Raw genomic sequence first — 13650 nt, 5'->3', positions numbered from 1 at the left:
CATTTCCCGTTGATAAAATACTTTTTTAGTGTCCGAACTTGCGGCGGCATCCGGAAGAAAGCCTCCCAATATCTGACCGATCATCGAATGCATGGCAAAAAAGCGGTATAAATTCAATCCACAAACCCTGACCTACGAGGTGATGGCGATCCCGTTCCGCATCCGGTTCTACCGGATTCTGCGGAAGGTGCTGATCGGCTTTATCCTGGCTTCGGTGGTCAACCTGCTTTTCTCCTTTTTCTTCTACACGCCGAAGATGTACCGCATCGGCGAACGGAACAACGAACTGATGCTGAAGTACAACATCCTGAACGACAAAATCCGCGCGGCGACCGCCAAACTGCAGGAACTGCGTCACCGCGACAACAACGTGTACCGCTCGCTGTTCGCCGCCGACTCGCTGAACTTGCACGGAATCTATACGCCCTATCCCGACACGAAATACAGCTTCCTGGAAGGAGACATGTACACGCCGGAGATGATCGGCACGTGGAGAGACCTCGACGCAATGACCCGGATGCTGTACCTGGAGTCCAAATCGCTCGACGAACTCGAGGTGCTGTCCAAAAACAAAGCGCTGATGGCCGAAGCGATTCCCGCGATCTGGCCGCTCGACCGCCGGAAACTGCGCGGCAACATCGGCGCGTTCGGCACGCGGGTACACCCGATCACAGGACGGGTGAAAGGACACCAGGGCGTCGACCTGGGATCGAACATCGGAACGCCGGTTTATGCCACCGGGGACGGATTCGTCGCCTTCAACAACGAAGGGACGCGGGGATACGGGCGTCAGATCCTGCTGAACCACGGATTCGGCTACAAAACCCGTTACGCCCACCTGAGCAAAATCGAAGTGATGCCGGGGCAAAAGGTGAAGCGCGGCGAGAAGATCGGGGAGGTCGGCAATACGGGACTGTCGAAAGGCCCCCACCTGCATTACGAAGTTATATATAAAGGTGTCCATGTCGACCCGATCAACTACCTGAGCCGCGACATGACCGAAGCCGAATTCCAGAAGATCATCGAATCGGCGCAGTACACGACTTACGAAGGCGATTAATCCGATGGATAACAAACGAACCCCGAAATTCAAGGAGCTGGTTCCCCGCTGGCACGAGCAACGCGAAAAATTCAAGAAGAAATTTTGGCGCGGCGTAATCCATCTGTTCGCGTGGATCGGGATCGCCGTCATCTATTACGCCGCCTTCTCGTTTTTTTTCGACACGCCGCTGGAGTACCAGATGAAACACTCCACGCGCAAGCTGCGTCAGGAATACGATTCGCTGAGCGAACGCTATGCGACGGTCGAGAAAGTGCTGTACAACGTCATCGACCGCGACAAGCAGGTGTTCCGGACGCTGTTCGAATCCGACCCGTACAATTTCGACACGGAATTCGAGAAAAAACGCTGGGAAACCCATGAAAAACTGCTGACCAAATCCAACAAGGAACTGGGCAAGGAGTTTTTCGGGAAACTCAATACCCTCGAAAAACGCGCCGGCGAACACCTGTACACGCTGGCGACCCTCGAACAAACCGCCGATTCGCTGAAAGACCGAATCGACAACATCCCGGCGATCCAGCCGGTCATCAACAAAGACCTGACGCTGCTGACCGCCTCGTACGGTATGCGGATCCACCCGTTCTATAAAATTCTAACCGCCCACCAAGGCGTGGACTATACGGTGAGCGAAGGTTCGCGCGTTTTCGCGACGGCCGACGGCCGGATCAAGGACGTCGTTACGCGTAACACCACGTCCGGGAATACCGTGGTCATCAACCACGGGAACGGCTACGAAACGACTTACAGCCACCTGGGAAAAATCTACGCTAAAAAAGGCGAATTCGTCAAACGGGGCGACATCATCGCCCAATCCGGCAACACGGGTCTGTCGCTGGCGCCCCACCTGCATTACGAAGTCAAGCACGACGGTATGCGGGTAGACCCGATCCACTATTTTTTCATGGAACTGAATTACCAAGATTACCAAAAAATCATCCGGATCGCCCAAACCGGGATGCAATCGTTCGACTAAGCGTCCGAAAAAACATTTTTTTCGCGAATACCCCTGCAAAAAAATAGGGGCATTCGCGAATATTTGCTACTTTTGTCCGTTCAAATACAAACAACGAATCGACATGGCAATATTACGTTTCAAGGCGCTTGACGAAATGTCAAAACGGGAGCCGGTAAAAGCCGACCTGCCGGACAAAAAGATATCCGATTATTTCGGCGCGGACGTATTCGACCGCGAAAAAATGCGTCAATACATCCCGAAAGAAGCTTACGAAAGCCTCTGCACCGCTGTCGACGAAGGACGGCGGATCGACCGCAAGATCGCCAACCAGGTCGCCCAGGGGATGAAAACGTGGGCCATGGAAAAAGGAGCAACCCACTATTCGCACTGGTTCCAGCCGCTGAACGACTCCACCGCCGAGAAACACGATGCCTTCTTCGAACCGATGTTCGGAGGCGGATCGTTCGAAGCGTTCAAAGGCGAGCTGCTCGTACAGCAGGAACCCGACGCATCGAGTTTCCCGACCGGAGGCCTCCGCAACACGTTCGAAGCGCGCGGTTATTCGGCTTGGGACCCTTCGTCGCCCGCGTTCATTCTCGACCGGACACTCTGTATCCCCAGCATATTCATCGCCTACACCGGCGAAGCGCTCGACTTCAAAACGCCGCTGCTCAAGTCGCTGCAGGCCATTGATAAAGCCGCCGTCGAAGTGTGTCAGTTGTTCGACAAGGACGTAAGGAAGGTCAATGTCACGCTGGGCTGGGAGCAGGAATATTTCCTGGTGGACGAAGCGCTGTTTCTGGCCCGTCCCGACTTGGCGCAGACCGGACGTACGCTGATGGGGCACATCGCGGCCAAAGACCAGCAACTCGACGACCACTATTTCGGAGCCATTCCGAGCCGCGTGCTCGAATACATGAAAGACTTCGAACTGCAAGCCTACCGCCTCGGCATCCCGATCAAGACCCGGCACAACGAGGTGGCCCCGAATCAATTCGAATGCGCGCCTGTATTCGAGGAAGCCAACATCGCCGTCGATCACAACACATTGCTGATGACCCTGATGCGCCGGCTGGCGCAAAAACACAAGCTGCGCGTGCTGTTCCACGAAAAACCGTTCGCCGGCGTCAACGGATCGGGCAAGCACTGCAACTGGTCGCTGCTGACCGACACGGGCGTAAACCTGCTTGCGCCGGGCAAAACGCCGAAAAACAACATCCAATTCCTGACCTTTTTCGTCAATACGATCATGGCCGCCCACAATTACGGTCCGTTGTTCATGGCGTCGATCGCCACCCAGTCGAATTCGCACCGGCTCGGCTCGCACGAAGCGCCGCCGGCCGTCATGTCGGTATTCACCGGCTCGACCCTGTCGGCCATCCTCGACTCGCTCGAAGAACGCCTGAGCGACAAGAAACTGACTCCCGACGAAAAAACCGAGATCAAACTCGACATCGGAAAGATCCCGGAAATTCTGCTCGACAACACCGACCGCAACCGCACCTCGCCGTTCGCCTTCACCGGCAACCGGTTCGAATTCCGGGCAACCGGTTCGTCGAACAACTGCGCCGCGCCGCTGATTCCGATCAACACGGCGGTCGCCGAACAGCTCACCCTATTCAAAGCCGAAGTCGACAAGCTGATCGACAAAGGGGTGAAAAAAGACGAAGCGATCCTACAGATCATCCGCAAATACATCATCGAATCGAAAAAAATCCGGTTCGAAGGCAACGGATACAGCGCCGAATGGCTGCGCGAAGCCGACAGACGCGGGCTCGAAAGCATCCAGAGCGTTCCGGACGCATTCAAGATTTTCAGCAGCAAAGCCTATTCGAAACTGTTCGACAAACACAAAGTGTTCAACGAATCGGAAATCCACGCCCGTTACGAAATCAACATGGAAAATCTGATCAAGAAAATCCAGATCGAATCGCGCGTACTGGCGGATATGGCGGCCAACCATATCGTTCCGACAGCTATTCATTACCAGAATATCCTGATTAAGAACGTCCAGGGACTCAAGGACATCCTGCCGAACGAGTACCTCGACCTGGCGGCCGAGGAAATCCGTACGATCCAGACGATCGCCAAGCACGTGAAGGCCATTCGCGAGAACACTTACCTGATGGTCGAAGCCCGTAAAAAATACAACCACATGGACAACCTGGTGGCGCGGGCGACCGGTTACTCGGAAGACGTGCTGATCTATCTCGACAAGATTCGCCACGACATCGACAAGCTCGAACTGATCGTGGACGACGAACTCTGGCCGCTGCCCAAATACCGCGAAATGATGACGATCAACTAATGCCGCCGCAAAACGGCATACGCGACGACCTGTAAAAAGCGAAGCCGCCGGGAGATTTCCGGCGGCTTCGCTTTTTATCGGCATACGGTCGCCGGGACAATAACATCAGAAATCGAAATACGAAGGGCGGCAATCCGAAAACGCCGCCCTTCAGAATTCGAAGCTGTTTTCCGGCGGTTCGGAGACCGCCTTCGCATCAAACTATTTTTCGCCCATGTCCGGCATCGGCTTCTTGTAATCGCCGTTCTTAAGTTTCGCATGGCACTTTTCGAAGCAATCCAGCGTATACTCCACGTCTTCGAGCGTATGTACGGCCGTAGGAATAATCCGCAGAATGATCTCCCCTCTCGGAATCACCGGATACACGACCACCGAACAGAACAGGTTATAGGTCTCGCGCAGATCGACCACGATATTGCAGGCCTCGTCCACCCCGCCTTTCATGTAAACGGGCGTAACGGGCGACAAGGTGCCGCCGATATCGAACCCGCGCTTGCGGAAGCCGCTCTGCAACGCATGGACGATCGTCCAAAGGTTGTCCTTGAATTCCGGATGCTTGCGGATCATATCCAGACGCTTCAACGCCCCTTTGACCATCGGCATCGGCAGCGCTTTCGCATAGGTCTGCGAACGCATGTTGTAACGCAGGTAATCCACGATATATTTTTCAGACGAAACGAAAGCGCCGATCCCGGCCATCGACTTGGCGAACGTATTGAACAGTACGTCCACGCCGTCGATCACGCCGAAATGCTCGGGCGTTCCGGCGCCGGTCTTCCCCATCGTTCCGAACCCGTGCGCGTCGTCGACCAGCAGGCGGAACTTGAAATCCTTCTTCATGGCGACGATCTCGTCGAGCTTGCCCAGGTCGCCTTTCATGCCGAACACGCCCTCGGTGATTACCAGCACGCCGCCGCCGTTCTCTTCGGCCAGCTTCGTGGCATGACCGAGCTGCTTGCGGCAGGCCTCCATGTCGTTATGCGGATAAACGAAACGCTTGCCGGTATGCAACCGCAACCCGTCGATGATGCAGGCGTGCGCCTCCGAATCGTAAACCACCACGTCGCGGCGGGTCAGCAGCGAATCGATGATCGAGATCATCCCCTGATACCCGTAGTTCAGCAGGAACGCGTCGGGCTTGCCGACGAAGGCGGCCAACTCCCGTTCGAGCTGTTCGTGCCATTTGGTCTGCCCGCTCATCATACGCGCCCCCATCGGATACGCCATACCGAATTCGGCGGCGGCTTCGGCATCGGCCTTCCGCACCTCCGGGTTGTTGGCCAGCCCCAGGTAGTTATTCAGGCTCCAGTTCAATACTTCCCGCCCGCGGAACATCATCCGGGGACCGATTTCTCCTTCCAGTTTCGGGAAAGAATAGTAACCGTGACTCAATTTCTGATACTGACCGATCGGGCCGCCGGCGTTCTCGTGTATTCGTTCAAAAATATCCACTGTAGTATAATTTGTTTGGTTGAATTCCACAAAAAATCACACAAAGTTAACCTTTTTCTACAAAGCATAAAAAATTTAACCTTTTTTTATGTTCCGTTTCCGTTTTTCCGCCCGGCAATCGAACGCAAAACGCACCCGCCGCATCCGCATCGGAACGCTTCCCGCCCGCGCCGCCGCATCCGCGGGAAGCAGCCCTCCTTACCGGAGATCGGCATCGGAACGCTCCGTGCCCGCATACAAAATATAAATCGAAAAAAAACAATATATGTTTTCCCAAATCGTTAAAAATACATAACTTTGCCCGTCCGGTAAATATGGTGTTTTCCGTGCGAAGCGTTTAAACCCTGTAAATAACGATGAAATTTTATCCTGCGAAAATTTTTATTGCGTTAATGCTTTTGACGACCGTGTCGTGCAGCGAGTACAACAAACTCCTGAAAAGCGGCAGCAACAAGCAAAAGTACGACAAGGCTCTCGAATACTTCAATGCCGGGAAATACAGCAGGTCGCTCACCCTGTTCAAGGACATCGAACACATCTTCAGTCAATCCGATCAGGCCGATACCGTCGCTTTCTACACAAGCCTGTGCTCCTACAAAATGGGGGATTTCGAAACCAGCTCCCAGCAATTCGACGAATTTCGCCGGCGTTTCGGGCGAAGCCCGTTCCTCGAAGAGTCGGAATACTATTTCGCCAAAGGGTTCTATTACCTGTCGCCGAAACCCGAAAACGATCAATCGTTCACGTTCCAGGCCATGCAGGCCATCAGCGAATATTTGGATCGGTATCCCAAAAGCCAAAAACGGGACGAGCTGCTCGAAAACATGATCGAACTGCGTCAGAAGCTTTACGACAAAGCTTTCCTGAACGCCAAACTCTATTACGACGTAGGTTATTACAATTCGGCCGTTACGGCGTTGCGCAACGCGATCCTGAAATATCCGGAAAGCAACCACCGCGAGGAACTGGCTTATCTGATCGTCAGCGCGCAGTGTCTCTATGCCCGCAACAGCGTTCCTGCCTTACAGCGTCAGCGTTATCTGGATACTCAGAACGCTTATTACAGCTTTATCGACGAATATCCGGAAAGCAAATACCGCAAAGAAGCCGACAAAATGCAGGACGAGGCTAAAAAATTCCTGGAGAAATACAAAGAGAAGCCCGATGGCACCGAAGCGGAAGACAGCGAAGAGGTAACGGAATCGGCTCCGTCCCTCAATTTCTCCGACCAGACCGGCACGACGGCAAAACGCGGGAAAGCGGAACGGAAAGAAAAGAAAGAAGCAAAAGCCGCTGTCGAGAAAGAGCACAAACCGGCCAAAGAGTCCAAAGCGGCCCGGGAGCCCAAGCCGAAAAAAGAAAAGAGCGAAAAATCAAATAAATCCGATAATTCCGAAACAAGCAATGGAACTGAAGAAAAGTAGTATTCCGACCAACACCGTAACGCGTAAACTGACGGATCTGGACGCTCCGACGGGCAACATTTACGAATCGGTAGTCATCATCGCACGCCGCGCCAACCAGATCTCCAGCGAAATAAAACAGGAACTGACGCGCAAGCTGGCCGATTTTTCGAGCGTTAACGACTCGCTGGAAGAGACTTTCGAGAACCGCGAACAGATCGAAATATCGAAATATTACGAACGCCTGCCGAAACCGGCGATCGTAGCTACCGAAGAATTTCTCTCCGGAGAGATCTATTTCCGGGATACGAAAGCGGACGCAACCGAGGAGCTGCCGGCAGAATAAACCGGATCGTTCCGACAATTTTCAAATACGATGCTCAGAGGGAAAAAAATACTCGTCGGGGTAACGGGAAGTATCGCAGCCTACAAGGCTGCGATACTCGTCAGATTGCTGGTGCGCGAAGGAGCCGAAGTGCGGGTCGTAATGACCCCGCTGGCCAAACAGTTCATCACGCCGCTGACGCTGGCGACCCTGTGCAAACATCCCGTTCCGGTCGAATTCTTCAATCCGGAGAACGGGGAATGGAACAGCCATGTCAGTCTCGGCACGTGGGCGGACGCTTACCTGATCGCCCCGGCTACGGCCAACACGATCGCGAAAATGGCGACCGGCGTGGCGGACAACCTGCTGCTGACCACTTATCTGTCGGCGCGGTGTCCCGTTTTCGTCGCTCCGGCGATGGATCTGGACATGTACTCCCACCCTACCACGCAATACAACCTCGACTCGCTGAAAAGCTACGGCAACCAGGTGATCGAGCCCGCCGAAGGCGAACTGGCCAGCGGCCTGTCGGGCAAAGGCCGCATGGAAGAACCGGAGAAGATCGTCGCTTTCGTATCGGATTTTTTCGCCAAGAAACGCAACCTGACCGGCAAAACGATCCTCGTAACGGCCGGCCCGACGATCGAACCGATCGACCCGGTACGCTACATTTCAAACTTCTCGTCGGGCAAAATGGGGTATGCGATCGCCGCCGAATTGAAAGAACGCGGCGCCGAAGTGATCCTCGTAACCGGTAAAACGGCCTTGACGCCGCCGGACGGCGTGCAGACGGTCGACGTGGTGACGGCCGAGCAGATGTTCCGGGCCGCTACGAAAGCTTTCGACCGATGCGACGCGGCGGTCATGTGCGCCGCCGTGGCCGACTATACGCCGCAGGCGGTCGCCGACACGAAAATCAAAAAGGAAGGATCGGCATGGAACATCGCCCTGCAGCCGACCCGGGATATCGCCGCTGCGATCGGAGCGGTCAAAGGAACGCGCCTCGTGGCCGGATTCGCGCTCGAAACCGACCACGAACGAGCCAACGCGCAATCCAAGCTGGAACGCAAAAACATGGATTTCATCGTACTGAACTCCCTGCAGGACGACGGCGCCGGATTTGGAGGCAATACCAACAAGATCACGATACTTCGCCGCGACGGAAGCGAAACCGTATTCGGGCTGAAAAGCAAAACTGAAGTAGCCGCGGACATCGTCGACGAAATCGAAGCGTTCTGGGCGCCGAAAAACGCCCGTCCCGAATAACCGAACGCTCAACAATACCTATAAACCGTCTGGATAAACTTTTGAAATCGCCATGCTGAATCGTTTGTCGGTTGAAAATTACGCGCTGATCGACCGGTTGGACATCGAACTGGCCGCCGGGCTGAATATCGTCACCGGAGAGACCGGAGCCGGAAAATCGATCCTGCTCGGGGCTCTCGGCCTGATTCTCGGTAATCGCACCGATGCCGCGGCGATTAAGAACAGCCAGCGCAACTGCGTCATCGAAGCGGAATTCGACGTCGACGGATACGGACTGGAGGCATTGTTCGAATCGTTGGACATCGACTACGAAAACCGGACAATCATCCGGCGCATCGTCACGCCGGGAGGAAAAAGCCGGGCCTATGTGAACGACATTCCCGTACAGATGAACACCTTGCGCGAGATCGGCAGCCGGCTGATCGACATTCATTCGCAGCACCAAACCCTGCTGCTCGCGGACAACCGTTTCCAGACCGGTATCGTGGACAGCGTCGCTTCGCACGACGGTCTGCTGTCGCGTTACAAGGAGACGTTCGCTGCGCTGCAACAATCCGAACGCGAACTGAACCGGCTGCGGCAACAGGCCGAAGCGAACGACCGCGACCGAGAATACCTCGCCTTCCAGTCGGACGAATTGCAAAAAGCCAAATTAAAAGAGGGAGAACAGGCTGAACTCGAAGCGCAACAGACCGAATTGTCCCACGCGGCCGAAATCAAGGATACGCTGCTATGGATCTCGCAGGAGATGACCGGAGCCGATGAAAACCTGCTCGGTCGGATCAAAGAGATCGAAGTGTCGCTCGGTCGGATCGCCAGGGTCTATCCGCAGGCCGACGCCTTCTATACCCGGCTGCACAGCGCCGCGCTCGACCTGAAAGACATGGCCTCCGAGATCGCCTCCGAAGGAGATCGCTTGGAAGCCGATCCGCAACGACTCGAATCGGTGTCGCAGCGGCTCGACCTGATCTACTCGCTGCAACAAAAGCACAAGGCGGATTCCGTCGAAACGTTGCTCGCCCTGCAGGACGATTACCAAAAGCGCCTCGCGCAGCTCGAAGGATCGGCGCAGGCCATCGAAACGCTATCGCGGCGGATCGGAGAGTTACGCGTAAAAGCCGCGAAGCAGGCCGCAGAAATCACCGCCGGACGCAAAAAAACCGTCCCGCACGTCGAAAAGCAGGTCAAAGAGATGCTCGCAGAACTGGGAATGCCGGCGGCCGAGTTGCGTATCGGAATCACGCCGGCAGCGGAACTGCAACCCGACGGCGCGGACGACATCCGCTTTTTGTTCACGGCCAACCGCCACATGCCGCCGCAGCCGATCGAACGAGTCGCCTCGGGCGGCGAAATGTCGCGGCTGATGCTGAGCCTCAAAGCGATCGTCGCGCACCACAGCCAACTGCCGACCATCATCTTCGACGAAATAGACACCGGCGTGTCCGGGTCGATCGCCGACCGGATGGGCGAGATCATCAGCCGCCTGTCGGACGACCTGCAGGTCGTCAACATCACGCACCTGCCGCAGATCGCCAGCAAAGGCGACCATCACTTCTTCGTATACAAAGAAGAATCCGGATCGACCACGACCACCCGCATCCGCAAACTCGATCAGCAGCAACGCATCGACGAAATCGCAAAAATGCTCAGCGGCACGGACGTCACCGCAGCCGCGCGCGAACAGGCACGGCTGCTGCTGAATACCAGGCCGGAACAGTAATCCTTCATGCTTTTCCCCCGGACAGGTTGACGTCGTACATTTTGCGGCGGCACGGGAGCGTATCGCATTTATTATGGACTCTTTAGTCGCGCCGTTTTGCTTTTTGCCGTCGTATTTGTATATTTGCAATTTGACTACTTTCGAAATGAAACCGCTAATTTTGTAAATGAAAGAATGTAGAATTACGGTTTAAAAGACTTGATGCCATGAGTGAGAAATTATTTATTTTCGACACGACGTTGCGCGACGGAGAACAGGTTCCCGGTTGCCAGTTGAATACGATTGAAAAGATAGAAGTAGCCCGCGCCCTGGAAGAACTGGGCGTAGATATCCTGGAAGCAGGTTTCCCGATTTCGAGTCCGGGCGACTTCAATTCGGTGCGCGAAATTTCGAAGGCGGTTTCGAATCCCACGATCTGCGCGCTGACCCGCGCCGTACAGAAAGACATCGACGTAGCCGCCGACGCGCTGGCGCTGGCCAAACATAAGCGGATCCATACCGGGATCGGCGTGTCCCACTCGCATATTTACGACAAGCTCAAATCGACCCCCGAAGAGATCATCGAACGGGCCGTAGCCGCCGTGAAACACGCGAAGAAATATGTAGAAGACGTCGAATTTTACGCCGAAGACGCCGGCCGGGCCGACAACGAATACCTGGCGCGCGTCATCGAAGCGGTCATTAAAGCGGGCGCTACGGTGGTCAATATCCCCGACACGACCGGATACTGCCTGCCGCAAGAGTACGGGCGGAAAATCAAATACCTGATGGAAAACGTCGGCAACATCCACAAGGCGATCATCTCGACGCACTGCCACAACGACCTCGGAATGGCGACGGCCAACACGCTGGAAGCCGTCATCAACGGCGCCCGCCAAGCTGAAGTGACGATCAACGGGATCGGCGAACGCGCCGGCAACACCTCGCTCGAAGAGGTGGTAATGGCACTGCGCTGCCACAAGCACTTGAATGTCGATACGTCGATCAATTCGAAATTGTTGACTTCGACCAGCCGCATGGTAGCCAGCATGATGAACATGCCGGTACAGGCCAACAAGGCGATCGTCGGACGCAACGCCTTCGCCCACTCGTCGGGAATCCACCAGGACGGCGTGCTGAAAAGCCGCGAAAGCTACGAGATCATCAATCCGGTCGATGTCGGACTGGACGAATCGGTGATCGCCCTGACGGCCCGCAGCGGCCGCGCGGCGCTGAACCACCGGCTCGAACTGCTCGGATTCAAACTCGAACAGAAAGAACTGGACGAAGTATACGCCAAGTTCCTCGAACTGGCCGACAAGAAGAAGGACGTCCGCGACGACGACCTGCTCTACCTGGTCGGGGCCGCCACCGGCGAAAAGGTCGGCAAGCGGATCAAACTGAAATACCTGCAAATCCTGACCGGCACGCTGATCCCCACCGCGACGGTTATCGTCAAGATCGGCGACAGCGAACGCACGGCCACCTGCACCGGAAACGGCCCGGTGGACGCGGCGGTCAAAGCGATCAAAACGCTGATCAACGAAACGGTACAGATCACCGAATTCCTGATCCAGGCGATGAACAAGGGCAGCGACGACGTAGGCCGCGTACACGTACAGGTCAAATGCGGGTCGATGCTGGTCCACGGTTTTTCGGCTAATACGGACGTCGTAAAAGCGGCCGTCGAAGCTTTCGTGGACGGACTGAACCTGCTCAATGTAACGGAAAAAACAGAATAATCATAAACACACGAAAATGGGAAAAACACTTTTTGACAAAGTTTGGGATGCACACGTAGTCCGTCAGTTGGACGGCGGCCGCAGCGTATTATATATCGACCGTCATTATATTCATGAAGTAACCTCGCCGGTCGCTTTTCTGGGACTCAAAAACCGCGGGATCAAAGTAGCCCGGCCGCAGCAGACGACCGGAACGCCGGATCACAACGTGCCGACCCTGAACCAGGATCGACCCGTTGCCGAAGAACAGAGCCGCAAACAGCTCGAATCGTTCAGCCGCAACTGCGAGGAGAACGGTGTGGAATACTTCAAGCTGGGCAGTCCCGGACACGGCGTCGTGCATATCGTCGGGCCCGAACAGGGGATCACTCAGCCCGGCATGACGATCGTATGCGGCGACAGCCACACCTCGACGCACGGGGCTTTCGGCGCCGTCGCATTCGGAATCGGCACGTCGGAAGTCGAAATGGTATTCGCTTCGCAGTGCATCCTGCAGCCGAAGCCCAAAACGATGCGTATCACCGTGAACGGCAAGCGCGGCAAAGGGGTGACGGCCAAAGACATCGTCCTGTACATCATCTCGAAGATATCGGCGTCGGGCGGAACGGGACATTTTATCGAGTTCGCCGGCGAAGCGATCCGCGACCTGTCGATGGAAGAGCGGATGACCGTCTGCAATATGAGCATCGAATGCGGCGCGCGCGGCGGCATCATCGCCCCCGACCAAACGACGTTCGACTACGTGAAAGGCCGCAACCGAGCCCCGCAGGGAGCCGATTTCGACAAAGCCGTAGCCGCCTGGAAAGAACTTTATTCGGATCAGGACGCGCATTTCGACACCGAATACGCGTTCGACGCCGCCGATATCGAGCCGATGATCACGTACGGTACGAACCCGGGCATGGGAATGGGCATTACCGGCACGATTCCGTCGGGCGAAGGACTCAGCGGCAGCGACAAGGTCAGCTTCGACAAATCGCTGAATTACATGGGCTTCCACAGCGGCGAGAAGATGCTCGGCAAAAAGGTCGATTACGTGTTTCTGGGTAGTTGCACCAACGGTCGGATCGAGGACTTCCGGCAGTTCGCCAACGCCGTGAAAGGCCGCAAGAAAGCGCCGAACGTAACCGCATGGCTCGTTCCGGGTTCGAAGATGGTCGAAGCGCAGGCCAAAGCCGAAGGACTGGAAACGATCCTGAACGAAGCCGGTTTCGAACTGCGACAGCCCGGTTGCTCGGCCTGCCTGGCGATGAACGCGGACAAAATTCCTTCGGGCATGTACAGCGTATCGACCTCGAACCGCAATTTCGAGGGACGCCAGGGTCCGGGAGCCCGCACGATGCTGGCGGGACCGCTGGTAGCCGCCGCCGCCGCCGTAACCGGCGTGATCTCCGATCCGCGCGAAGTATTCAACCTTTAATCCGATAACAAGCACGA

The 13650-nt window shown here is 55.7% G+C and carries 10 protein-coding genes; 9 read left to right on the top strand and 1 reads right to left on the bottom strand.

Features of this window, described 5'->3' with window-relative positions:
• Positions 1–91 precede the first annotated feature (91 nt).
• From PGR91_RS05830 to PGR91_RS05820, 3 genes are all read left to right on the top strand, one after another.
• Positions 92–1060 (top strand): peptidoglycan DD-metalloendopeptidase family protein, encoded by a 969-nt coding sequence (locus tag PGR91_RS05830; RefSeq protein WP_055203928.1) that lies wholly within the window; start codon positions 92–94, stop codon positions 1058–1060.
• A gap of 4 nt (positions 1061–1064) precedes the next feature.
• Positions 1065–2036: a M23 family metallopeptidase gene (locus tag PGR91_RS05825; RefSeq protein ID WP_118458847.1), complete on the top strand. Its 972-nt coding sequence runs from the start codon at positions 1065–1067 to the stop codon at positions 2034–2036.
• A gap of 103 nt (positions 2037–2139) precedes the next feature.
• Positions 2140–4326 carry a glutamine synthetase III gene (locus PGR91_RS05820; RefSeq protein WP_055203924.1) on the top strand — a complete coding sequence of 729 codons (2187 nt, stop codon included), beginning with the start codon at positions 2140–2142 and terminating at the stop codon, positions 4324–4326.
• 201 nt (positions 4327–4527) lie between these two features.
• Here PGR91_RS05820 and PGR91_RS05815 read toward each other — a convergent pair whose 3' ends face one another.
• Positions 4528–5778, bottom strand: a complete 1251-nt coding sequence (locus PGR91_RS05815) for an aminotransferase class I/II-fold pyridoxal phosphate-dependent enzyme (protein ID WP_055203922.1) — start codon at positions 5776–5778, stop codon at positions 4528–4530.
• A 356-nt stretch (positions 5779–6134) separates the two neighbouring features.
• Here PGR91_RS05815 and PGR91_RS05810 point away from each other — a divergent pair, with 356 nt between their 5' ends.
• From PGR91_RS05810 to leuC, 6 genes are all read left to right on the top strand, one after another.
• The gene (locus tag PGR91_RS05810; RefSeq protein ID WP_118656511.1) at positions 6135–7202 is read left to right on the top strand and encodes an outer membrane protein assembly factor BamD; all 1068 of its coding nucleotides are present in this window, start codon (positions 6135–6137) and stop codon (positions 7200–7202) included.
• A complete protein-coding gene (locus PGR91_RS05805; protein WP_101570808.1) occupies positions 7183–7527 on the top strand; it encodes a DNA-directed RNA polymerase subunit omega in 345 nt (114 codons plus the stop codon). Before PGR91_RS05810 ends, PGR91_RS05805 begins: the two co-directional genes overlap by 20 nt.
• A gap of 30 nt (positions 7528–7557) precedes the next feature.
• Entirely contained in the window at positions 7558–8772 is a 1215-nt protein-coding gene (coaBC, locus tag PGR91_RS05800) for a bifunctional phosphopantothenoylcysteine decarboxylase/phosphopantothenate--cysteine ligase CoaBC (protein WP_101570810.1), read from the top strand.
• Between the two features lie 52 nt (positions 8773–8824).
• The gene (recN, locus tag PGR91_RS05795; RefSeq protein ID WP_118656509.1) at positions 8825–10492 is read left to right on the top strand and encodes a DNA repair protein RecN; all 1668 of its coding nucleotides are present in this window, start codon (positions 8825–8827) and stop codon (positions 10490–10492) included.
• Between the two features lie 206 nt (positions 10493–10698).
• Complete coding sequence (locus PGR91_RS05790) at positions 10699–12213, top strand: 2-isopropylmalate synthase (protein ID WP_055203916.1); 1515 nt, start codon at positions 10699–10701, stop codon at positions 12211–12213.
• Between the two features lie 16 nt (positions 12214–12229).
• Positions 12230–13633, top strand: a complete 1404-nt coding sequence (gene leuC / locus PGR91_RS05785) for a 3-isopropylmalate dehydratase large subunit (RefSeq protein WP_055203914.1) — start codon at positions 12230–12232, stop codon at positions 13631–13633.
• The last annotated feature ends 17 nt before the right edge of the window (positions 13634–13650 follow it).

It is taken from the genome of Candidatus Alistipes pullistercoris, assembly GCF_027665465.1.
GTDB classification, from domain to species: Bacteria; Bacteroidota; Bacteroidia; order Bacteroidales; family Rikenellaceae; genus Alistipes_A; species Alistipes_A hominis.
The sequence above is the reverse complement of the archived record's forward strand: the minus strand, read 5'-3'. Positions and strand labels throughout refer to the sequence as shown.

What these genes read in the sequence shown, in the direction of transcription:
- PGR91_RS05830 (WP_055203928.1), top strand. Translation starts at nt 92, where the DNA reads ATGGCAAAAAAGCGGTATAAATTCAATCCACAAACCCTGACCTACGAG.
- PGR91_RS05825 (WP_118458847.1), top strand. Translation starts at nt 1,065, where the DNA reads ATGGATAACAAACGAACCCCGAAATTCAAGGAGCTGGTTCCCCGCTGG.
- PGR91_RS05820 (WP_055203924.1), top strand. Translation starts at nt 2,140, where the DNA reads ATGGCAATATTACGTTTCAAGGCGCTTGACGAAATGTCAAAACGGGAG.
- PGR91_RS05810 (WP_118656511.1), top strand. Translation starts at nt 6,135, where the DNA reads ATGAAATTTTATCCTGCGAAAATTTTTATTGCGTTAATGCTTTTGACG.
- PGR91_RS05805 (WP_101570808.1), top strand. Translation starts at nt 7,183, where the DNA reads ATGGAACTGAAGAAAAGTAGTATTCCGACCAACACCGTAACGCGTAAA.
- coaBC (WP_101570810.1), top strand. Translation starts at nt 7,558, where the DNA reads ATGCTCAGAGGGAAAAAAATACTCGTCGGGGTAACGGGAAGTATCGCA.
- recN (WP_118656509.1), top strand. Translation starts at nt 8,825, where the DNA reads ATGCTGAATCGTTTGTCGGTTGAAAATTACGCGCTGATCGACCGGTTG.
- PGR91_RS05790 (WP_055203916.1), top strand. Translation starts at nt 10,699, where the DNA reads ATGAGTGAGAAATTATTTATTTTCGACACGACGTTGCGCGACGGAGAA.
- leuC (WP_055203914.1), top strand. Translation starts at nt 12,230, where the DNA reads ATGGGAAAAACACTTTTTGACAAAGTTTGGGATGCACACGTAGTCCGT.